We start from the raw sequence: 23,228 nt of genomic DNA, 5'->3' as shown, positions 1-23,228 counted from the left end.
ATAAAAAAGTTATACCGCCTGGCACAGGTATTTGAGCTCCAGATAGTCTTCGATGCCGTATTCGGAGCCTTCACGCCCCAGGCCTGACTGTTTCACTCCGCCGAACGGCGCCACCTCGTTGGAGATAAGCCCGGTATTGATGCCGACCATGCCGTACTCCAGCCGCTCCGAAACGCGCCAGATGCGCGCCGCATCGCGGGTGTAGAAGTAGGCGGCCAATCCGTAGATGGTGTCGTTGGCCTGGCGGATCGCCTCGGCTTCGTCATCGAATATCACCAGCGGCGCGACCGGGCCGAAGATCTCTTCTTCCAGCAGCAGCGAGCCGGGCTGTACGTCGCCCAGCACCGTCGGGGTGAAGAAGTTGCCGCCCAGCGTGTGCGGCGTAGCGCCGGTCAGCACCTGGGCGCCTTTGCTCAGCGCATCATCGAGTAGCTCCAGCACCTTGTCGCGCGCCTTGCGGTTGATCAGCGGGCCTATTTGCACGCCCGGTTCGAAACCGTTGCCGACCTGCAGCGCCGCTACCCGGGCGACAAATTTTTCGGCGAACTGGGCGTAAACGCCGCGCTGTATGTAGAACCGGTTGACGCACACGCAGGTCTGCCCGGCGTTGCGGTATTTGGCGATCAGCGCGCCTTCCACCGCGGCATCGATGTCTGCATCGTCAAACACGATGAACGGCGCGTTGCCGCCCAGTTCCAGCGACACCTTCTTGATGGTGTCCGAGCTCTGGCGCATCAGCAGCCTGCCCACCGGCGTGGAGCCGGTAAAGCTGAGTTTGCGCACCTGCGGGTGGCGGGTCAGCTCGGCGCCGATCGCCTGCGAGTTGCCGGTCACTACGTTGAACACCCCGGCGGGAATGCCGGCGCGCTCGGCCAACTCGGCCATCGCCAGCGCCGAATAAGGGGTTTCGTTGGCGGGTTTGACCACCAGCGTACAGCCGGCCGCCAGGGCCGGTGCGGCCTTGCGGGTGATCATCGCCGCCGGGAAGTTCCAGGGCGTGATCGCCGCGCACACGCCGATGCCCTGCTTCAGCACCATCAGGCGTTTATCGCTGCTCGGCGAAGGAATGATGTCGCCATTGGTGCGCTTGGCCTGTTCGGCGAACCATTCGATAAAGGAGGCGGCGTAGCGGATTTCGCCCAGCGATTCCGCCAGCGGTTTGCCTTGCTCCAGCGTCATCAGGCTGGCCAGATCCTGCTGGTGTTCCAGCATCAGTTCGAACCAGCGGCGCAGCAGCTGCGCGCGCTGTTGCGCCGGCAGCGCGCGCCAGCCTTCCAGCGCCTGCTGGGCGGCGTCGATCGCCGATTGGGTTTCGGCCGTCGCCATGTTGGGCACGCTGCCGATGAGTTGGCCGGTGGCGGGATCGCTCACCGGCAGGGTTTCCTGGTTGTCGGCGTCGCGCCATTGGCCGTTGATGTAGGCCTGTTGGCGGAATAGCGCCCGATCGGAAATATTCACGAGAACCTCACAAGTCAGGGGAAGGGGCCCTTGGGCCCCGTCGCATCAGGGTTGATAAACCTGCGCCAGCAGGTTGTGGAAGTGGGCGATGCCGTGCTCGCTGACGCCGCTGCCAGCGCCGTCGGCCATGATGCGCCCCTGCCCGCGATAGCCGCGCGATTTGAGGCCTTTTTGCACGCTCTCCACCAGCCGCAAATCTTCCGGGCGGAACACGTCGCGGTACCAGTCGATCAGTTTGAGCTGTTCGTCGCTCAAATCGGCGTTGGTGAAGTAAATGTCGTAGTGCTGCAGGGTGGTTTCCGCATCAACCGGGAACTCATAGATCACCGTCATCATGCCTTCCAGCGGCGGCATGTTGAACATGGTGCACGGCCACAGCCAGATGCCGTGGAAGCTGGCTTCTTTACCCTCTTCAAACTTGAACGACTGCTCGGAAGGGCGGGCGTAGCCGAACTGCAGCGTCCAGTTGCCGTGCAGGGTGTGCCAGTAGCGGTCGACCTGCACCGAGTCGGCGAAGCCGGGGTGCGCCGGGCCGCAGTGGTAGCACTCGAGGTAGTTGTCGACGATGTTCTTCCAGTTGGCCGGGGTGCGGGTGACGAAGCGCGCCGCCAGCTTGAGATCGTCGACCTGCGGGCAGGCCTCGCGCACTTTGGCGCCGAGGCCCGGCAGCTGGTCTTCCACCGTGCCGGCCTGCGAGTCCAGATTGACGTAAATAAACCCGGCGTACTCTTCGACCCGCACCGGCACCAGATGCGAGTTTTCCTTATCGAAGTTCTGCACGTTTTCGCAGTTGCGCGCGTGCGCCAGTTCGCCGTCCAGCTTGAACGCCCAGGCGTGATAAGGGCAGGTGATGACGTTTTTCGCCCGGCCGTCGCCCGCCAGCAGCTGGTGGCCGCGGTGCGGGCAGACGTTGTAAAAGGCGCGCAGTACTTTGTCGCGGCCGCGCACCACCAGAATGTTTTCACCGATGATCTCGCGGGTGATGTAGTCGTTCGGTTGGGCGAGCTCGCTGCGGTGCGCCACGCAGATCCAACTGGTGGCGAACACCTGCTCTTTCTCGTGCTCGAACGCTGCCTGGTGGGTATAGAACCGGGCCGGAATGGTGTAAGCCTCGCGGGCGTCGGCGCAGAAATCTTTCGGTAAGGTAAATTCAGGGATCAGAGTGCTCATAAGTTAACCTTCCTCTTTTCTTATTGTCATTTCGCCATAGGGCGCGGTTGATACGACGATGGAGCGGAGAGTTCGGCGGCCGGCGGCGCGTCTGGCAGCGCCGGTGGGCTGCTTTCGATCAGGTGCGCCGGGATGGCCGCGTAGTCCTGTTTCAGCCAGCGGGCAAAGCCGTAGGTTTTCACCAGCAGCACCAGCAGGAACGGCAGCGCGGTCAGGATCACCGTGGTTTTCATGGTGTCCAGCGAGGCGCCGGTAAACAGGATCGACAGCGGGATCAGGGTGATCACTACGCACCAGAACAGGCGCAGCATCGGGCTGGGATCTTGCCCCTCCTGCAGGTTGCGGGTGCTGGTGGCGGCCATGGTGTAGGCCACGGCGTCCATGTGCGAGGCCAGGAAAATGATCATGATGAACAGATAGGCGGCCAGGAACAGCTTGCCGAGCGGCAGCGCTGTCAGCAGCATCTGCACGGCGGTTTCGCCGCCCTGGGTGCTGAGGATCTCCGGCACGTTGAGCTGCCCGCTGATGAACTGGTGCATGGCGTAGCTTTCCAGCGAACCGAAGAAGAACCAGCAGCCGAGGGTGCTGCCGAGCAGCAGCGCCCAGATCACTTCTTTAATCTTGCGGCCGCGCGAGACGCGGGTGACGAACATCGCCACGCCCGGGGTATAGGAGATCCACCACAGCCAGTAGAACACCGTCCAGCTGCGGCTGAAGCTGCCGTCGCCCATCGGATCGGTGAACAGGCTCATCTGCAGGAAGTTTTGCGCCGTCAGGCCGATGGCGTTGATGGTGTTGTTGATGGTGAACTCGGTGGGGCCGACCAGCAGCACCAGCCCGGCGAAGGCGAAGGCGCCCCAGCCGACCATTTTGCTCAGGCGCTGCATGCCGCCGTCGATGCCGATGTAAGAGCTGAGACAGAAGATCACTGCCGCCAGCAGGATCACCGTCGCCTGTACCGTGAAGTTATCCGGGATGCCGGTCAACGCCGTCAGCCCGCGGGTAAAGGTGGAGGCGGTCAGCACCAGCGAAATGGTGAGGGCGCCGACGGTGGCGACCAGGAAAATCAGATCCACCATCCGCCCGATCGGGCCGTTGGCACGCACGCCGGTGATGGCGGCAATGATCCCCGACAGGCTGAGCCCTTTGTTCTTACGCACGTGGAAGTGGTAGGCCATGATCAGCGAGGCGAGGGCGTAGGTCGCCCAGGCGCTCAGGCCCCAGTGGAAGAAGGAGTAGCTGATGCTGTATTCCAGCGCCTTTGGGGTGCGCGGCGCGATGTTCAGCCCCGGCGTCTGGTAATAATACGCCCATTCCATCACCCCCCAGTACAGGGTGGACGAGCCCAGGCCGGCGCAGATGAACATGAACAGCCAGGCCAGCGTGGAGTATTGCGGTTTGCCTTCGCCGAGGCGGATGTTGCCGTATTTGCTCAACGCCAGATACAGCACCACCAGCAGGGCGATCAGCACCAGGATTTGAATGGTTGAACCGAACAGCCGGGTGACGCCGTTGAAAATGGTGTTGGCGATAAGCGCGGATTGAGCCGGAAAGAGCATCAGGCAAAGGGCGATCAGCGCAATACTGCACAGGCTGATGGCGATGAGCGTGACATCCTTTTTAGGGGTGCTCTGCATGGGAGTGAACTCCTGTTATCGGTGGTGGGCCGGTGCGCAAAGCGTAGGGGGCGCCCGGGCCTTATTGGTTTGAACCCTTTGTTTTGTTACACCACGAGGAGCAAACGCCCCGGCTGAACGCTGCCGGGAATATTTACTCTTCATTAACATTTTTGAGTGTGCACAAATTACAGGAGGGCCACAATTAGGGCATCTGTAAAAGGATAAAACACAGTATGTAAACAATTTGTTGTGATCTTGACCGGGGTATTGGCGTGCCTTCTGCGGTGGTTTTCAACGGATTTGCGGCAGCGATCGATGCGGAAAAACGGACGTGGCAAAGCAGGGCGCGGAAGGGCGCCCTGCGCGGGAAAATCTGCGGCGTTCAGCGTTGCAGCAGGGCGGCGATCGCCTGGCCGACTTGCTGGGTGGAGGCGTCGCCGCGCATGTCCGGCGTGCGCGGCCCGTCGGCGATAATGCGCTCAATCGCCTGCAGGATGCCGTCGTGCGCCTGGCGGTAGCGGGCATCGCCGTCGCCGAGGAAGTCCAGCATCATCGCGCCGCTCCAGATCATGGCGATCGGGTTGGCGATGTTTTTGCCGAAAATGTCCGGCGCCGAGCCGTGTACCGGCTCGAACAGCGACGGGAAGTTGCGTTCCGGGTTCAGGTTGGCCGACGGCGCGATGCCGATGGTGCCGGTACAGGCCGGGCCGAGATCCGACAGGATATCGCCGAACAGGTTGGAAGCCACCACCACGTCGAAGCGTTCGGGGTTCAGCACGAAGCGCGCGCACAGAATATCGATGTGCTGTTTATCCCAGGCGATATCAGGGTATTGGCGCGCCATCTCCGCCACGCGCTCATCCCAGTACGGCATGCTGATGGCCATGCCGTTGGACTTGGTGGCGGCGGTCAGACGCTTGCGCGAGCGCTGCTGCGCCAGCTCAAAGGCGTACTTGAGGATGCGGTCCACGCCCTGACGGGTGAACACCGATTCCTGGATCACCATCTCGCGTTCGGTGCCTTCGAACATCCGTCCGCCGAGCGAGGAGTATTCCCCTTCGGTATTTTCGCGCACCACGTAGAAATCGATGTCTCCCGGCTGCTTGTTCGCCAGCGGGCAGGGCACGCCGGGAAACAGTCGCACCGGGCGCAGGTTGACGTATTGCTCGAAGTCGCGGCGAAATTTAAGCAGTGAACCCCACAGCGAAATGTGGTCGGGCACCGTGTCCGGCCAGCCGACGGCGCCGAAATAGATGGCGTCGAAGCCCTTGAGCTGCTCAAACCAATCGTCCGGCATCATCTGGCCGTGGTGCTGGTAGTAGTCGCAGCTGGCCCACTCGAAGGTGTCGAATTCCAACGACAGATCCCAGCGCGCCGCCGCCGCCTGCAATACCCGTATGCCTTCCGGCAACACTTCCCGTCCGATACCGTCCCCGGGGATAGCGGCAATCTTGTAAGTTTTGCTCATACAGAGGTCTCATTTGTAGGTAGGGGAGATTGACAACACTCTTATCCTATAATTGACTAACTGTTAATCAATCGCGAAAACGGTGAAACATAAAACACGAATCATGAACAATATGCCGATCCTGAGTGACCTGCGGGTGTTCGTGCTGGTGGCGCGTCGCGCCGGGTTCGCCGCCGCCGCCGAAGAGCTGGGTGTTTCGCCTGCCTTTATCAGCAAGCGTATTGCGCTGTTGGAGAAGGCGCTGGACGTGTCGTTGCTGCACCGCACCACGCGGCGGGTGGCGATCACCGAAGACGGCGAACGCATCTACGAATGGGCGCAGCGCATTCTCAACGATGTCGATCAGATGATGGACGAACTGTCCGAGGTGCGCCAGGCGCCGCAGGGCATGCTGCGCGTGGTCAGCAGCTTCGGCTTCGGCCGGCGTTTCGTGGCGCCGGCGCTGTCGGCGCTGGCGCGGCAGTACCCGCAGCTGGAACTGCGGCTCGACGTGTCCGATCGGCTGGTGGATCTGGTCAGCGAAGGATTCGATCTGGATATCCGCATCGGCGACGATATCGCCCCCAATTTGATTGCGCGCAAGCTGGCGGACAATCAGCGCATCCTGTGCGCTTCGCCGGCGTACCTGCAGCGCCACGGCGTGCCGAAAAATCCGGCTGAGCTGGCGGGCCGTTCCTGTCTGGTGATCAAGGAACGCGATCACCCGTTCGGGCTGTGGCGGCTGCAGGGGCCGGGCGGCGAAGAGACGGTGAAGGTGACGGGGGCGCTGGCGTCGAACCACGGCGAAATCGTGCACCAGTGGTGCCTGGACGGGCAGGGCGTCGCGCTGCGTTCCGCCTGGGACGTGAAAGAGAACATCGACAGCGGCAGGCTGGTGCACATCCTGCCGGAGTATTATCAGCCGGCCAATATCTGGGCGGTATACGTTTCCCGGCTGGCAACGTCGGCGAAAGTGCGGGTGACGGTCGAATTTTTGCGCGACTATTTTCGTGAGCACTACGGCGAAACGGGGCCGGCGAGCGAAAATCCGTCGCGGTCTTGAGGCCAAAAATGTGCGCCAGATCATCTTATGCTCGTAAAACTCCCCTCCGTTACCTGAGGAACTGTTGCACCTGTTCCTTTTGCCAAAACTTTGGTTTATGCTCAGCTGAAGCGTTTCAGTTGAAGCACTCTTCAACAGAAATGCCGATGTGACGGCGGTGAAAAACCGCTGAAGCGCGGGAATAATGCAAACTCGGCGATTCACAGCGGGCGGTACGATCCACTACTCTATGCGGGTTAGTGAGACAACCAGTCAGCGCCGGGCGGCGCCGGTGAGTCACCCGGCGTGGACGGCCCTTTTTCAGGAGCAGCATGACCATCCGCATAGCGATAAACGGCTTTGGCCGCATCGGCCGCAGCGTATTGCGCGCACTGTACGAATCGGGACGACGGGCGGAAATCTCCGTGGTGGCGATCAACGAGCTGGCGAACGCCGAAGGCATGGCCCATCTGCTGAAGTACGATTCCAGCCACGGCCGCTTCGCCTGGGATGTGCGGCAGGAGTGCGACACGCTGAGCGTCGGAGACGACGCGATTCGCCTGTTGCACCAGCCGGCGGTGGAGCAGTTGCCCTGGGGCGAGCTGGGCGTCGACGTGGTGCTGGACTGCAGCGGCGTGTACGGCAGCCGGGCGGATGGCGAAGCCCATCTGGCGGCGGGGGCGAAGAAAGTGCTGTTCGCCCACCCGGGCGGCAACGATCTGGACGCCACCATCGTGTTCGGCGTCAACCATCAGACGCTGCTGGCGGAACATCGCATCGTGTCCAACGCCTCGTGCACCACCAACTGCATTATTCCGGTGATCAAGCTGCTGGACGACGCCTACAGCATCGAATCCGGCACCGTGACCACCATTCACTCGGCGATGAACGATCAGCCGGTGATCGACGCGTATCACGCGGATTTGCGGCGCACCCGCGCGGCGAGCCAGTCGATCATTCCGGTCGATACCAAGCTGGCCGCGGGCATCACCCGCATCTTCCCGCAGTTTTGCGACCGCTTCGAGGCTATCTCGGTGCGCGTGCCGACCATCAACGTGACGGCTATCGATCTGAGCGTCAGCGTGAGCGCCGCGGTGAAGGTGGCGGAGGTCAACCAGCTGTTGCAAAAGGCCGCACGGGAATCATTTCGTGGTATAGTTGACTACACGGAATTACCATTGGTCTCGATCGATTTTAACCATGACCCGCACAGCGCTATCGTCGACGGTACGCAGACCCGGGTCAGCGGGCAGCACCTGATAAAGACCTTGGTCTGGTGCGACAATGAATGGGGCTTTGCCAATCGGATGTTGGATACAACACGGGCAATGGCTGCCAGCGGTTTCTAGTACGGCGGCGCCGGCGTGATTGGCGCGCTGCTCAGGCAATTTTATAGAGATTCAATAAAGAGGGTTCACCATGTCTGTAATTAAGATGACCGATCTGGATCTGGCGGGTAAACGCGTACTGATCCGCTCCGATCTGAACGTGCCGGTAAAAGACGGTAAAGTGACTTCCGACGCGCGTATCCGCGCTTCCCTGCCGACTATCGAAGCTGCGCTGAAGCAAGGCGCCCGCGTGATGGTAACCTCCCACCTGGGTCGTCCTACCGAAGGCGAGTACAACGAAGAATTCTCCCTGCTGCCTGTGGTCAACTACCTGAAAGACCATCTGAAATCCCCAGTGCGTCTGGCGAAGGATTATCTGGATGGCGTCGACGTCGCCGAAGGCGAACTGGTGGTGCTGGAAAACGTCCGCTTCAATAAGGGCGAGAAGAAAGACGACGAAACCCTGTCCAAGAAATACGCGGCGCTGTGCGACGTGTACGTGATGGACGCATTCGGCACCGCGCACCGCGCGCAGGCTTCCACCCACGGCGTGGGCAAGTTCGCGCCTGTCGCCTGTGCCGGCCCGCTGCTGTCCGCCGAACTGGAAGCGCTGGGCAAAGCGCTGGGCAACCCGGCCCGTCCGATGGTCGCCATCGTGGGCGGTTCTAAAGTCTCCACCAAACTGACCGTGCTGGATTCTCTGTCCAAAATCGCCGATCAGCTGATCGTCGGCGGCGGCATCGCCAACACCTTCGTGGCGGCGCAGGGCAACAACGTGGGCCAGTCCCTGTACGAACCTGACCTGATCCCGAACGCGCAGAAACTGCTGGAAACCTGCGACATTCCGGTGCCGACCGATGTGCGCGTAGCGACCGAGTTCTCCGAAACCGCAACCGCGACCGTGAAGCCGGCGAGCGAGATCCAGGACAACGAGCAAATTCTGGATATGGGCGACGTCTCTGCCGAGCGTCTGGCCGTTATCCTGAAGAACGCCAAGACCATTCTGTGGAATGGCCCGGTTGGCGTATTCGAGTTCCCTAACTTCCGTAAGGGCACCGAAATTGTCGCCCGCGCGATCGCCGATAGCGACGCTTTCTCTATCGCTGGCGGCGGCGACACTCTGGCAGCCATCGATCTGTTCGGTATCGCTGACAAAATTTCCTACATCTCCACCGGCGGTGGCGCATTCCTGGAATTCGTTGAAGGGAAACCGCTGCCTGCAGTCGTGATGCTGGAAGAGCGCGCTAAGCAGTAATTCAGACAACGGGAGGCGAAAGCCGCCCGTTTGTTTTATACCGCGCGGCTAACGCTGCGCGGCGTGAAAACATCGATTTACATCCATCTACGGCCGACGAAACAGGACAAAGTAACATGTCTAAAATTTTTGATTTCGTAAAACCGGGTGTCATCACGGGTGATGACGTTCAGAAAGTCTTCGCAGTTGCTAAAGAGAACAACTTTGCGCTGCCAGCGGTAAACTGCGTGGGTACCGACTCCATCAACGCAGTGCTGGAAGCCGCGGCTAAAGTGCGCGCGCCGGTCATCGTTCAGTTCTCCAACGGCGGCGCAGCGTTTATCGCCGGCAAAGGCGTGAAGACCGATGTGCCTCAGGGCGCAGCGATTCTGGGCGCTATCTCCGGCGCACACCACGTTCACCAGATGGCCGAACACTACGGCGTGCCGGTGATCCTGCACACCGACCACTGCGCGAAGAAACTGCTGCCATGGCTGGACGGCCTGCTGGACGCCGGCGAGAAGCACTTCGCCGCTACCGGCAAACCGCTGTTCTCTTCCCACATGATCGATCTGTCTGAAGAATCTCTGGAAGAAAACATCGAGATCTGCAGCGCCTACCTGAAGCGCATGGCCAAAATCGGCATGACGCTGGAAATCGAACTGGGCTGCACCGGCGGTGAAGAAGATGGCGTGGACAACAGCCATATGGACGCTTCCGCGCTGTACACCCAGCCGGAAGACGTGGCTTACGCGTACGAAAAACTGAACGCCATCAGCCCGCGCTTCACCATCGCAGCCTCGTTCGGTAACGTGCACGGCGTGTACAAGCCAGGTAACGTTAAGCTGACTCCGACCATCCTGCGCGATTCTCAGAAATACGTTTCCGAGAAATTCAACCTGCCGCATAACAGCCTGAACTTCGTGTTCCACGGCGGTTCCGGTTCCAGCGATGCGGAAATCAAAGAGTCCGTCAGCTACGGCGTGATCAAGATGAACATCGACACCGACACCCAATGGGCGACCTGGGACGGCATCCTGCAGTACTACAAAGCGAACGAAGCTTACCTGCAGGGCCAGCTGGGCAACCCGAAAGGCGCCGATCAGCCGAACAAGAAATACTACGATCCACGCGTCTGGCTGCGCGCAGCGCAGACCAGTATGGTGACGCGTCTGGAGCAGGCCTTCAAAGATCTGAACGCGGTAGACGTTCTGTAATCTTCGCCAGCTTTTGCACGATGCAAAAGGCTCCCTGCGGGGAGCCTTTTTCGTTTTCAGCCCAGCAGGCCGGCACCGACGTTGATCGACAGGCCCAGGATCAGCATGTTGAACACGAACGAAATAACCGACTGCACGAGCGCGATTTTACGCACCTCCGCGGCGCCGACCGCCACATCGGCGGTCTGCGACGCGACCGCGATAGTGAAGGAGAAGTAGGCGAAGTCCAGATAGGTCGGCTCGGTGAGGTTGCCGGGGAACAGCAGCGGCAAAGGATCCTGCTGTGCGCCCTGGCGATAAAACTGATGAGCATAGTGCATGGTGAAGGCGGTCGGCAGCAGCAGCCAGGAAACCGCCAGCGTTCCGCCGGTTAGTGCCAGATGCAGGGTTTTCAGCGAGTCGCTGGCCTGTTTGGCGCTGCTCAATTCGAACAGGATCGCCAGAATGCTCACCAGACAACCGAAACTGACCAGCGCCAACACCGTGCTGGCGCTTTCGTCCTGCCGCCGGGCGATCTGGCGAATGTGCTGCGGCGTGCTGACCAACATCAGCCGCCAGAGAAACAGCAGATAGAGCCAGGCCAGCGTATTCCAGCCGATCATCAAACGCTGCAACAACGAGAGCTGTGCGGGCAGCAGCAGGAAGCACAACAGCCCGGCGCCGACGGAAAACAGCAGCCTGGGCCGCACTTGCCAATAGTGTTTAAGCGAAGAGCGAATGTGCATGAAGAACGGATCTCTTATCGTGAAATGGCCAACGCGCTGTTTTCAGCATAGAAGAAGCGGCGGGCGGTTTCGGCTATTTTTAACGCTGACGGTTGGCATGAGCCTTTAATGTTGGTTACCCTTAGGCGGTGGTTTCCTACTGGCTGCCGAAGCCAGTGTATTTTTGCGAGTTTCTCCCGTTAGGGACTGAGTTAGGACGACACGAATGAAAGATTTGAATGTAGTAGACGGCATCAACGGTGCCGGCGACTGGTTGGTGAAGAACCAGGATCTGTTGATCCAGTATGCGGTGAATATCGTCGCCGCCATCGTTATCCTGATCATCGGTTCGATCGTGGCCCGCGTGGTCGGCAATGCGCTGAACCGCGTAATGAAGCTGCGCGGCATCGACGCCACGGTGGCGGACTTCCTGTCGGCGATCGTACGTTACGGCGTGCTGGCGTTCACCTTCATCGCGGTGCTGGGGCGCGTCGGCGTGCAGACCACCTCGGTGATCGCCGTGCTGGGTGCCGCCGGTTTGGCCGTCGGCCTGGCGCTGCAAGGCTCGCTGTCCAACTTCGCCGCCGGCGTGCTGCTGGTGATCTTCCGCCCGCTGCGCGTGGGTGAGTATGTCGATCTGGGCGGCGTGGCCGGTACCGTCGATCAGGTGCAGATTTTCTCCACCACCCTGCGTACCGCAGACAACAAAACCATCGTGGTGCCGAACGGTAAAATCATCGCCGGCAACATCATCAACTACTCCCGCGAACCGAACCGCCGCGTGGACATCGTGGTAGGCGTGGCCTACAACGCCGATATCGATGTGGTGAAGAAGGTGTTGGGCGACGTGATCGCCGCCGACAAGCGCATCATGCACGCTAAAGGCGTGACCGTGCGTCTGAACGAGATGGCGCCGTCCTCTCTGAACTTCGTGACCCGTTCCTGGACCACCAACGCGGAATACTGGAACGTGTACTTCGATCTGATGGAAAACTTCAAGCGCGCGCTGGATGCCCACAACATCGGCATTCCGTTCCCGCAGATGGACGTGCACCTGTATCGCACCGAAGACGCTTCCGCCAAGGCGGAATAACAGAGAGGGGGGCCTTGGCCCCCTTTTTTATTGCAGGCCGAGACGTCACTGATGGCGTCTCGGCCTTTTATTTTCCGCGAGTTCAGATGCCGGCCGCCGGTTCGGTGAGCGGCGCGCGGCGGCGCAGGCTGAGGCGATAAAGCAGGAAGATGGCGGCTGCGCCCAGCAGCGCCGGCAGCGCCAGCCAGAGGAAGAACACTTCCGGCGAACCGGCGGCGGTCATCATCCAGGCACCGAGCATCGAGCCGACGATCGAGCCGAAGCGGCCATTGGCCATGGCCCAGCTGACGCCGGTCACGCGGGCTGCGGTCGGGTAAAGGGTGGCGGAAACCAGATTCAGGCCGTTTTGCGCGCCGGCCACGCCGAAGCCTATCAGGAACACGACGGCGGCCAGCGTGTATGCGTCGCCCATCAGGTAACCGGTAGCGCCGATCACCAGCGCGGCGCCCAGGTAGGAGAAGGCCAGCACGCGATAGGGCCCGACCCGATCCATCAGCAGCGCCATCAGGATGGCGCCCAGGGTGCCGCCGAGCGGCACCATCGCGCCGATGCGCGAGGCGTGGGCGATATCGAAACCGGCGTCTTTGAGGATCGTCGGCAGCCAACTGGTGAGCAGGTAGAACACGAACAGCGAACAGAAGAATGCCGCCCACAGCAGCAGGGTGCGCACGGCGCGCCCTTCGATAAACAGGTGCGAGATCGGCGACCTGGCCTGCGCCGGGCGCTCGTCATCGACAATGGGTCCCCCCGTCCAACGCTGGCCGGTGATACGCTCGACCACCCGGCGCAGCCGATCGGCATGTTTGGCGCTGGCGGCCATAAAGCGCACCGACTCGGGCATCTGCCAGGCCAACAGCGGCAGCAGCGCCAACGGTGCAATGCCGCCGACCAGCAGCAGGCCGCGCCAGCCGAACGCCGGGATGATCTGCCCGGCCAGCAGGCCGCCCAGGGCCAGCCCGGCGGTAAAGCCGCTCCAGCTGAGGGTGACCAGCAGCATGCGCCGGCGCGCCGGTGAGTACTCAGAGCTGAGGGTGATGCAGGTCGGTATCGCGCCCCCGAGGCCAATGCCGGTGATAAAGCGCAACCAGGTCAGGGATTCGATCGAATGCGCATAGGCTGAAGCCAGGGTGCAGCCGCCAAACACCAGCACCGCGACGAGCAGCACGCGCTTGCGGCCGATAGCGTCGGCGATCGGCCCGAACAGCAGGCTGCCGATCAGCAGACCGAACAATCCCGCACCGAAGGCGGGGGAGAGCTGCGCTGGCTGCAGGCCCCACTATTCGCGCAGCGCCGGGGCGATATAGCCGATGATGGCGGTATCGAAGCCGTCCAGCAGGGCGATGAGGAAACATAAGGTCAGGATCAGGATTTGGTAGGGTGAGATCCTGGCGCGATCGATGATTTCGCTGATGCGAGCGGTATCTGGGCTCATGAGGGTTCCACTGTTATTAAGCTGGTGTGGGCTGGCTGAGGGGCCGTTCAGGCCGCTGTGGCTGGCATCGCGTAGAAATCCGAGTATACACCAGCGCGGGGGCGTTGCGGGGAGAAGGAGTCGATTGATAATCGCCCGCCGCAGGAGGCTACTGCGGCGGGCGCTGGCGCGGTTATTTGGCCAACAGCTCTCGGCGCACGATCTCGGCGCCTGCGCTTAACGCATTCAGCTTGCCGCGGGCGACCTGACGGGGCAGAGGAGCCATGCCGCAGTTGGTCGACGGATAGAGCTTGTCGGCATCGACAAACTGCAGCGCCTTACGCAGCGTGTCGGCCACTTCTTCCGGCGTCTCAACGGCATGATTCGCCACGTCAATGGCGCCGACCATCACTTTCTTACCGCGGATCAGTTCAAGCAGATCCATCGGCACGTGCGAGTTATGGCACTCCAACGAGATAATATCGATAGTCGACGTTTGCAGCTTGGGAAACGCCTCTTCATATTGCCGCCACTCAGAGCCCAGCGTCTTTTTCCAGTCGGTATTGGCCTTAATGCCGTATCCATAGCAGATATGTACGGCCGTTTCACACTTAAGCCCTTCAACGGCTCTTTCCAGGGCGGCGATGCCCCAGTCATTCACCTCGTCAAAGAACACGTTAAATGCGGGCTCATCAAACTGAATAATGTCGACGCCGGCGGCTTCAAGCTCTTTGGCTTCCTGATTGAGGATCTTGGCGAACTCCCAGGCCAATTTCTCGCGGCTTTTATAGTGGTTGTCATAGAGCGTGTCGATCATGGTCATCGGCCCCGGCAGGGCCCATTTAATCGGCTGCTGGGTCAGCTGGCGTAAAAATTTGGCGTCTTCAACGAAAACGGGCTTTTGACGCGAGACCGCCCCCACCACGGTTGGCACGCTCGCCTCGTAGCGATTGCGGATTTTAACCACTTCGCGTTTCTCGAAATCGACGCCGCTGAGGTGTTCGATAAACGTCGTGACGAAGTGCTGACGGGTTTGCTCGCCATCGCTGACGATATCGATGCCGGCCTGTTGTTGCTCTGCCAGCGATAAACGCAGGGCGTCTTGCTTGCCTTCGATTAATTCTTCATTTTGCAATTTCCAGGGCGACCACAGGGTTTCCGGTTGAGCCAGCCAGACCGGTTTGGGTAAGCTGCCGGCGGTCGATGTGGGGAGCAATATTTTCATGATAGGTGACCTGTATTTAAGTGAATCAAAGCGCGTAGTGGGCAGACCATTGCTCAAGAATAGGCTTGTAGGGTTTGATAAATTGCTCTTCCGTAAATTTCCCCTGCTCAATCGCCAACTGGCTACGCTCTTCGCGATCGTAAACAATCTTGGTTAATGAATGATCCTGGTTATTCAGGCTTGGCTGATAGCATTGCCCCGCCGCCGAGTTGGCATTGTAAATTTCAGGCCGATAGATTTTTTGGAAGGTCTCCATCGTGCTGATGGTGCCAATCAGCTCCAGATCGGTGTAATCGCTCAGCAAATCCCCGGGGAAATAAAACGCCAGGGGGGCGACGCTATTTTTCGGCATGAAATAGCGCACCTGCAGGCCCATTTTTTTAAAATACCGGTCGGTCAGCGAAGCGCCGTCTTGCCGATACTCGTCGCCCAAGACCGGGTGTTGATTGCCCGTCCGATGATAGGTGTCTTTGCTGGACACGCTGAGGCAGATCACCGGCGGTTTGCTGAAATTCTCATGGTATTCGTTTGAATTGACGAAGTGCTTAAAGATATTGCCATGCAAATCGCCGAAATCATCCGGAATGGTAAATTCCGCCGTGTTTTTATTGTGCGCCGGCAGCAAGACGCTAAAGTCGTAATCGCGCACGTAAGAGGAGAAATTGTTCCCGACGATGCCCTCGATACGCGTTTGCGTTTTTTTATCAAGGATGTTGGTTTTCAGGATTTCTATCACCGGGAAGCTGGCGCTGTGATCTTCAATGCGCATCTCAACCGAAATGATTTCAAGCTCGACCGCATAGCGATCGGCCTTGGGGTTATCCCAATGCGCCAACGAATTGAAGCGGTTGTTAATCATCACCAGCGTGTTGCGCAGGTTCTCCCGGCGGTTTTCTCCTCTGGCCAAATTGGCGAAGTTGGTGGTGATACGCGTATTTTCAGAAGGGTTATAATCTTCATCGAAAGAACTGCTCTTAATCGTAAAGGTAAAGTCTCTATTCATCGTCTTATAGCATCCTGTTATATGATATGAGGGCTGGGTTTATCCATTTATTTCAATGGCTTGTTTTTCTATTTTTTCATTCAGCCGATTTCATATTGTCTGTCGTTAATGAGGTCTATTTTTGCCAGAGTCCCGGTGGGAGTGAAAGAGACTTAATTTCATTACCACATGAGCCACATTCATGATCTGGGGTTCAGGTGGGGTTGCCGCCGTTGCCCTGCGTTGCAAGCCGCCCGGCAAGCTGGTGCAGCCTGAAAAATTACGGGTATAATCCCCCCATGACCCCACTGCTTCAGACACGAACATGACAAAACTCACCTTACAAGAGCAGATGCTCAAAGCGGGCTTGGTAACCAGCAAGAAAATGGCCAAAGTCCAGAGAACGGCTAAAAAATCACGCGTTCAGGCGCGCGAGGCCAGAGAGGCGGTGGAAGAGAATAAAAAGGCGCAGCTTGAGCGCGATAAGCAATTGAGCGAGCAGCAAAAGCAGGCCGCGCTGTCCAAAGAATACAAGGCGCAGGTGAAGCAACTGATCGAGATGAACCGCATCGTCCTGGCGAAAGGCGATATCGGTTTCAACTTCACCGACGGTAACCTGATCAAGAAAATTCTGGTGGATAAAGCGACCCAGACGCAGCTGATCAATGGCCGCCTCGCCATTGCCCGCTTGGTTGTCGAGAGCCGCGAAGAGTGTGAATACGCGATTATCCCCGCGAGCGTCGCCGATAAAATCGCGCAGCGCGATGCGGCCAGCATAGTGCTGCACAGTGCGCTGAGTCAGGAAGAGCAGGATGAAGACGATCCGTACGCCGACTTTAAAGTGCCCGACGATTTGATGTGGTAAGCCGCGTTCAGAACGGCGCGGCGTGACGAGCGGCTATCCGCTCTCCGCTGATGGGGTGCACAAAGTCCAGCTCGCTGGCGTGCAGCATCAGCCGCGGCGTCTGTTCGGTACCCGGCAGCAGGCGCCCGCCATACAGATCGCAACCTAAAATAGGATGGCCCAATTGCCGGCTGTGAATACGTAGCTGGTGGGTGCGTCCGGTCTCCGGGGTGAGCTGCACCCGCGTCAGCGGCAGCGAGATCCCGCCTTCCGTTTCACGATAAAAACGCTCGACGACCCGATAGCGGGAGCGGGCGGGCTTGCCGTGGAGGGCGCAAATCGACATCAGCGGGAACAACGCCGGATCTTTGGCGATCGCTGCGTCTATGACCCCTTCGTTATCCGCCAGATGGCCGCAGAGCAGCGCGCTGTACACTTTGCCGATGGTGCGTTCGCTGAACTGCCGGCAGAGCGCGGCGTTGACGGCCTTGTTGCGGGCCACCACCATCAAACCGGACGTGCCGAAATCCAGGCGGTGCGCCAGGGCGCAGCCGGGGAACAGCTGTACCAGCCGGTGGTGTACCGAATCGAGATTCTGCGGGTTTTTGCCCGAGAGGCTGAGCAGCCCGGCCGGCTTATTGATCAGCGCCAGATGATCGTCCTGATAGAGGATCTCTATCTGGTCATGGCATGGCGGGGCGATAAAGGTATCGGTGATCGTAGACATCGGGCGGCCGGCTGGAGGGTGGGTGCGGATGATAGCGAATTTCGCGTCGATGAGCGAATGCGGTTTTCGCTACACTGCGCCTCATGCCCGTTGGCACCCGATGCGGCAAAGCATCGGGTGCCACGGTTAAAGCCCCGGCGCGCTACTGCCCGTAGTAGGCGTGTTGGCCGTGTTTGCGCAGGTAGTGTTTGTCCAACAGTTCGCGCTGCATGCTGTGAATGCCCGGCGTCAGCTGGCGCGAGAAAATGCCCATGTAGGCAATTTCTTCCAGCACCACCGCATTATGCACCGCATTGTGGGCGTCTTTGCCCCAGGCGAAGGGGCCGTGGGCGTTGACCAGTACCGCCGGGATCGCGTTGGGATTAATATCGCGCCGGCGGAAGGTTTCGATAATCACGTTACCGGTTTCCAGTTCGTAATCGTGCTCAATTTCATCCTGGGTCATCAGGCGAGTGCAGGGGATCGCGCCATAAAAGTAGTCGGCGTGGGTGGTTCCCCAGGCGGGGATGTCCAGCCCGGCCTGCGCCCAGATGGTGGCGTGGCGCGAATGGGTGTGCACGATGCCGCCGATATCGGCGAATTCGCGGTACAGCGCCAGATGGGTGGCGGTGTCCGACGACGGTTTTTTTACCCCCTCGACGGTGCGGCCGCTGGCCAGATCGACCACCACCATATCCTCCGCCGTCATATGCTCGTATTCAACGCCGGAAGGCTTGATCACCACCAGGCCGCGTTCGCGATCCACCGCGCTGACGTTGCCCCAGGTAAAGGTCACCAGCTTATGGCGCGGCAGATCGAGATTGGCCTCCAGCACCTGTTGTTTTAACTGAGTCAGCATGTCATGCCCCCTTGTTGCATTTTCTGTTCGATCCAGCGGCGGGCCTGAACGATCTCGGCCACCGGCTCCTCGGCTTTTTCGGTCCACATCTCAATCAGGAATGCGCCGCGGTAATTGAGGCGCTGCAGCGTGCGAAACACCTCGACGAAGTCGACGCAGCCTTCGCCAAACGGCACGTCGCGGAATTGTCCCGGCGAAACGGCGGTGACCGGGTAGGTGTCTTTCAGGTGAATGGCGGCGATGCGATCGATGCCCAGCTCCAGCTCGCGCGGCACGTCATTGCCCCAGGCGCTGAGGTTGCCGACGTCCGGATACACCGTGAACCACGGCGAGGCCAGCAGGGCGTCCCAGGCTTTCCATTTACCGATCGAGTTCATAAAGGCGGTATCCATGATTTCCACCGCCAGCATCACCTGGGCGGCGGCGGCACGCTCTACCGCCCACTGCATGCCTTCGCTAAAGCGCGCCAGCGTCCCCTCGTCCTGCTCTTCGTAATACACGTCGTAGCCGGCCAGCTGGATGGTGCGGATACCAACGTCTTTGGCCAGCTGAATGGCCTGTTCCATCACGTCGAAGGCGCGCTGGCGCAGCGCCGGATCGTGGCTGCCAAACGGAAAGCGCCGGTGGCCGGAGAGGCACATCGACGGGATGCGGATGCCGGTTTCCAGCACGGCTTCCACCAGCGCCAAGCGCTGCGCCTTGCTCCAGCTCAGGCGCGCCAGGCGTTCATCGCTTTCGTCCACCGACATTTCGACGAAGTCGAAGCCGCAGGCCTTGGCCAGCGCCAGGCGCTCGGGCCAGCTCAGGTGTTTCGGCAGTGCTTTCTCGTAGATTCCCAACGGGTGCTGACGCATATCATGATCTCCAGATGTCATCGATGGCGGCGCGGAACTGCCTGGCGGCCGCCGGCGGATCGCCGGCCTCGGCCAGCGCGCGGCCGGCGATAAAGGCGGTGACGGCGATCTCTTTAAACAGCGGCAGGTCGGCGGGCGTGATGCCGCCGGTCACCGACAGCTCGATGCCCAGATCGGACAGCGCCTTCATCCGATCCAGATCCTGTCGGCCCCAGGTTTGCCCGCTGGCCTGCGCGTCGCGGCCGCGGTGATAGATCGCCTGGCGAATGCCAAGGCCGTGCCATTGCCGCGCATCCTCCAATGTCCAGCGGCCGAACAGTTCGATCTGGATTTCGCCGCCGTGACGCTCGGCGACCTCCCGCGCGCTGGCCATGGTGGCCAACGGCGCGGCGCAGATCACGGTCATCCAGTCCGCGCCCTGGCCGAAGGCCTGCTCGGCCAGCGTCGCACCGGCGTCGGCCACCTTGAGATCGGCCACCAGCGTGTGCTGCGGACAGCGCTCGCGCAGCGCGCTAACCGCCTGAATGCCGGCGCTGATGCACAAAATGGTACCGGCCTCGATGATGTCCACATGGGGGCTGAGGGTCTCGGCGGTGCGCAGCGCCGTATCCAAACGGGTTTGATCGAGCGCCAGCTGCAGGCGCGGTTTCGTGCTCATGGAGCCTCCTTGTTGGCGGGCTGCAGATGTTGCAATGCAGCAATCAGCGCCTGATAACGTTGGTATTTGTGGTTGTAAGCTTCGGCGGCGGCCGCATCTGGCAGCAGCCGCTCGATACGCGGCGCCAGCCGGCGCTGGGCGGCGGTGAAATCACTGAAGACGCCGCTGCCGACCATGGCCGCCATCGCCGCGCCCAGACAGCCGGTTTCTTCCACCTGCGGCAGCTCAACCGGCAGGCCGCTGACGTCGGCGAACATTTGCATCCAGGGGAGGGATTTGGCGGGGCCGCCGGTCACGCGCAGCGCCTGCGCCTCAGGGAAACGCCGGCGCATGCGGTTAAGGTGCGTCATGTGGCAGAACACCACGCCTTCGTAGATCGCCTGCACCAGGTGCTCGCGTTGGTGGAAGGCCTGCAGGCCGTAGAAGCTGGCGCTCAGCCCCAGGCCGGCGTTGGAGCCATACAGGAAAGGGGCGAACAGCAGATCGCCGGCGGCTTTCGGCAGGGCGGCGACCCAGCGGTTAAGCTGGTCGTAGTCCTGCAGTCCCCATTGGTGACAGAACCATTCCAGGTTGGCGGCGGAAGTGGGGCTGGCTTCGTGTACGATGTATTGGCCGTTTTCGGCGTGGCGGCCATAGACAAAGGGATGATCGAAACCCTCGACGATGGCGTCGGTGATGCCGCTGGTGACCGACCAGGTCCCCATCACCGCGTTGAGCCGGGTTTCGTCCTGCAGGCCGGCGCACAACGCGGTGGACACCACGTCGAACAACCCGCCGACTACCGGGGTGCCGATTTGCAGGCCGGTAATGGCCGCGGCGTTTGCCGCGACGCGCCCGGCGATATCGGCCGAACCGACAATCGTCGGAAGGGCGGGCATGATGTCGCCGATGCCCAGCAGCTGCGCCAGCGCCGGGTCATAGCGTCCGCTGCGCATCTGATACAGGTTGGATTCGGAGATATTGGTTTCTTCGCAGGCCAGCTCGCCGGTCAGGCAATAGCGCAGGTAGTCGTGCGCCATCAGCACGCTGCCGATGCGGGCGTAACGTTCCGGCTGATGCCGCTTCAGCCAGCGCAGCAGCGAGACCGGGTGCCCAGTCCACAGCGTTTGGCGCGTTTGCGGATACAGCGCTTGCGGCACGCCCTGCCGTTGCCATTCCTGCACCAGCGCCAGCGCGCGCTGATCGGAAGAAAGCATGGCGTTGCCCAGCGGCTGCCCCTGTTTATCCAGCAGAAACGCGCCCTTGCCCTGCGCCGAGATGCCGATGGCCTGGATGGCGCCGGCGACGACGCCGCTGGCGGACAGCACTTCACGGATCACCTCGGCGGCGGTGTGCCACAGCGATGCCATATCGCGCTCGGCCCAGCCAGGCTGTGGCGCGACGATCGCCAGATTACGCCGCGCAACGCCGTGTTCATGGCCCCTGCGGTCGTATAAACCCGCCTTGATGAAGGTGCCGCCGCAGTCGAGCCCCAGCCAATATTCCATCATTCGCTCCTCGTACTGTGGTCGCATTTATTGGGCAGCATCAACGCCAGCACGGAGGCGATCGCCAACGAGGCAGCCAGGCTGTAGACACCGACATCCTTGTTGAACAGGCTGATCAGGACGCCGACCATATACGGGCCGCAAAAGCCGCCGAGGTTGCCCAGCGCATTGATCACGCCGCGCGCGCCGCCGGCCACTTCGGCGTTGAACAATTTGGGCGGGATGGTCCAGAACACCCCGGCCGCCGCCTGAATAAATACGCCGCAGCCGACCAGCGCAGCGTAAGACCACCAGACGTGATCCTTCAGCAGCACCGACAGCGCCATGCAGGCGGCAAAGCAGGCCAGCGGCAGGGCGACGAAGACTTTGCGCTTACCGGTGCGATCGGAGAGGGTGGAGATGATCAGCATGCCGAAGATGGCGCCGATATAGGGCAAGATAGCCAGCAGGCCCACTTGTTCCATATCGCCGTGGGTCAGCCCTTTCAAAATGGTCGGCAGCCACAGGGTGTAGCCGTAGATACCGGTCTGGTAGAAAAAATTCACCAGGATCAGCTGCCACATGATCCGGTCGCCCAGCACCCGGCGCAGCGAGGCGTTGCGCACCGTTTTTCCTTTGATCAGCAGCTGTTCGTCGTGCAGGGTTTTTACCAGATACTCTTTTTCCGCCTGCGAGATCCATTTGGCCTCCTGGGGCCGGTTGCTGATGGTGAAGTACCACAGCGCCATGACGACCAGCGACAGAGCGCCCTCCACCAGAAACAGCATGCGCCAGTCCCAGGCGGTGATGATCCAACCCGACAGCGGGGCGGTGAGAATGCCGGCGATCGGCACGAACATGATGACGATGGCGTTGGCGCGGCCACGCTCCTTATCCGGGAACCAGTTGCTGATCATGGTCAGCACCACCGGCAGCATGCCGCCTTCGGAAACGCCGAGGGCGAAGCGCAGGAACAGCAGCTGGTACTGGTTGGTGACCAGCCCGGTCAGCACCGATATCACCGCCCAGGCCAACAGTGACCAGCCGATGAATTTCTTGCCGTTGCCGTATACCGCCAGCTTGCCGCCGGGCACCTGCAGAAACAGGTAACCGATGAAGAAGATGCCGCCGGCCAGCCCGGCCATCGAGGCGGTGATGCCGAGTTCGTCATCCATGCCGCCGGGCATGGCGAAGGCGATGTTGACTCGGTCCATGTAAGAAATGATGCAGGTGATGAGGATCGGCGGCACGATCCTCAGCCAGCGGAGCTTGGGGATCGCCTGGCTTTGGCTGATGGAAACGGAGGCTGTATTCATAAGGACCTCTTTCGATGTTCGCTTTTTTGTAGGGTCGGGCGTTATTGTTTTGCTTGATTTGGGCGCAGGGGCGCCCGCACAGGCCCATGGACCGGTGTTGTTATCGTTACGGGTGTGGCGGCTATCAGGCGCTAAACGACGCCAGCGGTATTTTCACCACCACCTTGCGTATCGCGCTGGGGCGTTGGTTAATGCAGGCCGGGCGATGCACGTCCTGTGGGAAAAATACCGCGAAGTTGCCGGGCCGCATCGTGAGCCAGGATTCGTCGGCCACGTCCTGATAAAACAGGATGTCGCGCTGCGCCAGCAGCTCCTGATGAACGATGTTGTCGCCATTGTCCGCCGCTACGCCGATAAGTTCGGTGCCGCTGACCAGAAACTGCACGTCGACGTTTTGCCGGTGGACTTCCGGGCGCAGCGCATCCGGTGGTTGGGTATGCAGATCCAGCACTTGCACCACGTAGCCGGTGGCGGGATCTTCATAGCGCCCTGCGGGCAAGACGCTGAAATCGGTGCGCTGCAAATAGGCGACGGCGTTGGCGACCGGCGTCGGGTACTGCTCGGGCGCGGTGTTGGCGATGTGGCCGAATATCAT

The 23,228-nt window shown here is 60.7% G+C and carries 22 protein-coding genes; 6 read left to right on the top strand and 16 right to left on the bottom strand.

The window, feature by feature from the left end:
• Positions 1-9: 9 nt before the first annotated feature.
• From AC2CGQ_RS14110 to AC2CGQ_RS14095, 4 genes are all read right to left on the bottom strand, one after another.
• A complete protein-coding gene (locus AC2CGQ_RS14110) occupies positions 10-1,458 on the bottom strand; it encodes an NAD-dependent succinate-semialdehyde dehydrogenase (RefSeq protein WP_015378999.1) in 1,449 nt (482 codons plus the stop codon).
• A 45-nt stretch (positions 1,459-1,503) separates the two neighbouring features.
• A complete protein-coding gene (locus tag AC2CGQ_RS14105) occupies positions 1,504-2,628 on the bottom strand; it encodes an aromatic ring-hydroxylating oxygenase subunit alpha (protein ID WP_015378998.1) in 1,125 nt (374 codons plus the stop codon).
• A 26-nt stretch (positions 2,629-2,654) separates the two neighbouring features.
• On the bottom strand, positions 2,655-4,265 hold the full coding sequence (locus AC2CGQ_RS14100) for a BCCT family transporter (protein WP_021505733.1): 1,611 nt from the start codon (positions 4,263-4,265) through the stop codon (positions 2,655-2,657).
• 364 nt (positions 4,266-4,629) lie between these two features.
• A complete protein-coding gene (locus tag AC2CGQ_RS14095; RefSeq protein WP_015378996.1) occupies positions 4,630-5,715 on the bottom strand; it encodes a tartrate dehydrogenase in 1,086 nt (361 codons plus the stop codon).
• An 82-nt stretch (positions 5,716-5,797) separates the two neighbouring features.
• On the opposite strand from AC2CGQ_RS14095, the gene AC2CGQ_RS14090 reads away from it, so the two are divergent.
• The 4 genes from AC2CGQ_RS14090 (at position 5,798) to fbaA (ending at position 10,515) form a co-directional block, all read left to right on the top strand.
• Positions 5,798-6,757, top strand: a complete 960-nt coding sequence (locus AC2CGQ_RS14090) for a LysR family transcriptional regulator (RefSeq protein WP_274517900.1) — start codon at positions 5,798-5,800, stop codon at positions 6,755-6,757.
• Positions 6,758-7,068: 311 nt separating this feature from the next.
• The gene (epd, locus tag AC2CGQ_RS14085) at positions 7,069-8,085 is read left to right on the top strand and encodes an erythrose-4-phosphate dehydrogenase (RefSeq protein WP_004931582.1); all 1,017 of its coding nucleotides are present in this window, start codon (positions 7,069-7,071) and stop codon (positions 8,083-8,085) included.
• Positions 8,086-8,155: 70 nt separating this feature from the next.
• Positions 8,156-9,319 (top strand): phosphoglycerate kinase, encoded by a 1,164-nt coding sequence (gene pgk, locus AC2CGQ_RS14080; protein ID WP_015378994.1) that lies wholly within the window; start codon positions 8,156-8,158, stop codon positions 9,317-9,319.
• A gap of 116 nt (positions 9,320-9,435) precedes the next feature.
• Positions 9,436-10,515: a class II fructose-bisphosphate aldolase gene (fbaA, locus tag AC2CGQ_RS14075; RefSeq protein WP_004931586.1), complete on the top strand. Its 1,080-nt coding sequence runs from the start codon at positions 9,436-9,438 to the stop codon at positions 10,513-10,515.
• Between the two features lie 56 nt (positions 10,516-10,571).
• Here the strand turns inward: fbaA and AC2CGQ_RS14070 are convergent, their stop codons facing one another.
• Complete coding sequence (locus tag AC2CGQ_RS14070; RefSeq protein ID WP_164095824.1) at positions 10,572-11,240, bottom strand: DUF1345 domain-containing protein; 669 nt, start codon at positions 11,238-11,240, stop codon at positions 10,572-10,574.
• Positions 11,241-11,445: 205 nt separating this feature from the next.
• Between AC2CGQ_RS14070 and mscS the strand changes: the two genes are divergently transcribed.
• Positions 11,446-12,312 carry a small-conductance mechanosensitive channel MscS gene (gene mscS / locus AC2CGQ_RS14065; protein ID WP_015378992.1) on the top strand — a complete coding sequence of 289 codons (867 nt, stop codon included), beginning with the start codon at positions 11,446-11,448 and terminating at the stop codon, positions 12,310-12,312.
• A gap of 82 nt (positions 12,313-12,394) precedes the next feature.
• On the opposite strand, the gene AC2CGQ_RS14060 is transcribed toward mscS, so the two are convergent.
• The 4 genes from AC2CGQ_RS14060 to AC2CGQ_RS14045 form a co-directional block, all read right to left on the bottom strand.
• Positions 12,395-13,582: an MFS transporter gene (locus AC2CGQ_RS14060; RefSeq protein WP_484593755.1), complete on the bottom strand. Its 1,188-nt coding sequence runs from the start codon at positions 13,580-13,582 to the stop codon at positions 12,395-12,397.
• A gap of 6 nt (positions 13,583-13,588) precedes the next feature.
• Positions 13,589-13,744: a hypothetical protein gene (locus AC2CGQ_RS14055; protein WP_484593725.1), complete on the bottom strand. Its 156-nt coding sequence runs from the start codon at positions 13,742-13,744 to the stop codon at positions 13,589-13,591.
• A 172-nt stretch (positions 13,745-13,916) separates the two neighbouring features.
• Complete coding sequence (locus tag AC2CGQ_RS14050; RefSeq protein WP_015378990.1) at positions 13,917-14,948, bottom strand: methionine synthase; 1,032 nt, start codon at positions 14,946-14,948, stop codon at positions 13,917-13,919.
• A gap of 25 nt (positions 14,949-14,973) precedes the next feature.
• Positions 14,974-15,951, bottom strand: a complete 978-nt coding sequence (locus tag AC2CGQ_RS14045) for a DUF1852 domain-containing protein (RefSeq protein ID WP_033632135.1) — start codon at positions 15,949-15,951, stop codon at positions 14,974-14,976.
• Between the two features lie 304 nt (positions 15,952-16,255).
• Between AC2CGQ_RS14045 and AC2CGQ_RS14040 the strand changes: the two genes are divergently transcribed.
• Positions 16,256-16,795: a DUF2058 domain-containing protein gene (locus AC2CGQ_RS14040; protein ID WP_004931599.1), complete on the top strand. Its 540-nt coding sequence runs from the start codon at positions 16,256-16,258 to the stop codon at positions 16,793-16,795.
• 7 nt (positions 16,796-16,802) lie between these two features.
• Here AC2CGQ_RS14040 and AC2CGQ_RS14035 read toward each other — a convergent pair whose 3' ends face one another.
• From AC2CGQ_RS14035 to AC2CGQ_RS14005, 7 genes are all read right to left on the bottom strand, one after another.
• Complete coding sequence (locus AC2CGQ_RS14035) at positions 16,803-17,501, bottom strand: RluA family pseudouridine synthase (protein WP_049186812.1); 699 nt, start codon at positions 17,499-17,501, stop codon at positions 16,803-16,805.
• Positions 17,502-17,643: 142 nt separating this feature from the next.
• On the bottom strand, positions 17,644-18,339 hold the full coding sequence (gene araD / locus AC2CGQ_RS14030; RefSeq protein WP_079452420.1) for an L-ribulose-5-phosphate 4-epimerase: 696 nt from the start codon (positions 18,337-18,339) through the stop codon (positions 17,644-17,646).
• On the bottom strand, positions 18,333-19,193 hold the full coding sequence (locus AC2CGQ_RS14025) for an L-ribulose-5-phosphate 3-epimerase (RefSeq protein WP_082997448.1): 861 nt from the start codon (positions 19,191-19,193) through the stop codon (positions 18,333-18,335). Before AC2CGQ_RS14025 ends, araD begins: the two co-directional genes overlap by 7 nt.
• Before the next feature lies 1 nt (position 19,194).
• Positions 19,195-19,851: a 3-keto-L-gulonate-6-phosphate decarboxylase UlaD gene (gene ulaD, locus AC2CGQ_RS14020; protein ID WP_099982740.1), complete on the bottom strand. Its 657-nt coding sequence runs from the start codon at positions 19,849-19,851 to the stop codon at positions 19,195-19,197.
• The gene (locus tag AC2CGQ_RS14015) at positions 19,848-21,338 is read right to left on the bottom strand and encodes an FGGY-family carbohydrate kinase (RefSeq protein WP_099982739.1); all 1,491 of its coding nucleotides are present in this window, start codon (positions 21,336-21,338) and stop codon (positions 19,848-19,850) included. Before AC2CGQ_RS14015 ends, ulaD begins: the two co-directional genes overlap by 4 nt.
• Positions 21,338-22,633 (bottom strand): MFS transporter, encoded by a 1,296-nt coding sequence (locus AC2CGQ_RS14010; protein WP_099982738.1) that lies wholly within the window; start codon positions 22,631-22,633, stop codon positions 21,338-21,340. The genes AC2CGQ_RS14015 and AC2CGQ_RS14010 overlap by 1 nt, the downstream gene beginning before the upstream one ends.
• A 124-nt stretch (positions 22,634-22,757) precedes the next feature.
• Complete coding sequence (locus tag AC2CGQ_RS14005; RefSeq protein WP_099982737.1) at positions 22,758-23,228, bottom strand: NanQ anomerase/TabA/YiaL family protein; 471 nt, start codon at positions 23,226-23,228, stop codon at positions 22,758-22,760.

The organism is Serratia sp. DFXYC6 (assembly GCF_057196085.1).
This window is presented reverse-complemented; position numbering and strand designations above follow the sequence as displayed.

Coding starts and splice junctions, on each gene's coding strand:
- AC2CGQ_RS14105 (WP_015378998.1), bottom strand. CDS start 2,628: ATGAGCACTCTGATCCCTGAATTTACCTTACCGAAAGATTTCTGCGCC.
- AC2CGQ_RS14100 (WP_021505733.1), bottom strand. CDS start 4,265: ATGCAGAGCACCCCTAAAAAGGATGTCACGCTCATCGCCATCAGCCTG.
- AC2CGQ_RS14095 (WP_015378996.1), bottom strand. CDS start 5,715: ATGAGCAAAACTTACAAGATTGCCGCTATCCCCGGGGACGGTATCGGA.
- epd (WP_004931582.1), top strand. CDS start 7,069: ATGACCATCCGCATAGCGATAAACGGCTTTGGCCGCATCGGCCGCAGC.
- pgk (WP_015378994.1), top strand. CDS start 8,156: ATGTCTGTAATTAAGATGACCGATCTGGATCTGGCGGGTAAACGCGTA.
- fbaA (WP_004931586.1), top strand. CDS start 9,436: ATGTCTAAAATTTTTGATTTCGTAAAACCGGGTGTCATCACGGGTGAT.
- AC2CGQ_RS14070 (WP_164095824.1), bottom strand. CDS start 11,240: ATGCACATTCGCTCTTCGCTTAAACACTATTGGCAAGTGCGGCCCAGG.
- mscS (WP_015378992.1), top strand. CDS start 11,446: ATGAAAGATTTGAATGTAGTAGACGGCATCAACGGTGCCGGCGACTGG.
- AC2CGQ_RS14055 (WP_484593725.1), bottom strand. CDS start 13,744: ATGAGCCCAGATACCGCTCGCATCAGCGAAATCATCGATCGCGCCAGG.
- AC2CGQ_RS14050 (WP_015378990.1), bottom strand. CDS start 14,948: ATGAAAATATTGCTCCCCACATCGACCGCCGGCAGCTTACCCAAACCG.
- AC2CGQ_RS14045 (WP_033632135.1), bottom strand. CDS start 15,951: ATGAATAGAGACTTTACCTTTACGATTAAGAGCAGTTCTTTCGATGAA.
- AC2CGQ_RS14040 (WP_004931599.1), top strand. CDS start 16,256: ATGACAAAACTCACCTTACAAGAGCAGATGCTCAAAGCGGGCTTGGTA.
- AC2CGQ_RS14035 (WP_049186812.1), bottom strand. CDS start 17,501: ATGTCTACGATCACCGATACCTTTATCGCCCCGCCATGCCATGACCAG.
- araD (WP_079452420.1), bottom strand. CDS start 18,339: ATGCTGACTCAGTTAAAACAACAGGTGCTGGAGGCCAATCTCGATCTG.
- AC2CGQ_RS14025 (WP_082997448.1), bottom strand. CDS start 19,193: ATGCGTCAGCACCCGTTGGGAATCTACGAGAAAGCACTGCCGAAACAC.
- ulaD (WP_099982740.1), bottom strand. CDS start 19,851: ATGAGCACGAAACCGCGCCTGCAGCTGGCGCTCGATCAAACCCGTTTG.
- AC2CGQ_RS14015 (WP_099982739.1), bottom strand. CDS start 21,338: ATGGAATATTGGCTGGGGCTCGACTGCGGCGGCACCTTCATCAAGGCG.
- AC2CGQ_RS14010 (WP_099982738.1), bottom strand. CDS start 22,633: ATGAATACAGCCTCCGTTTCCATCAGCCAAAGCCAGGCGATCCCCAAG.
- AC2CGQ_RS14005 (WP_099982737.1), bottom strand. CDS start 23,228: ATGATATTCGGCCACATCGCCAACACCGCGCCCGAGCAGTACCCGACG.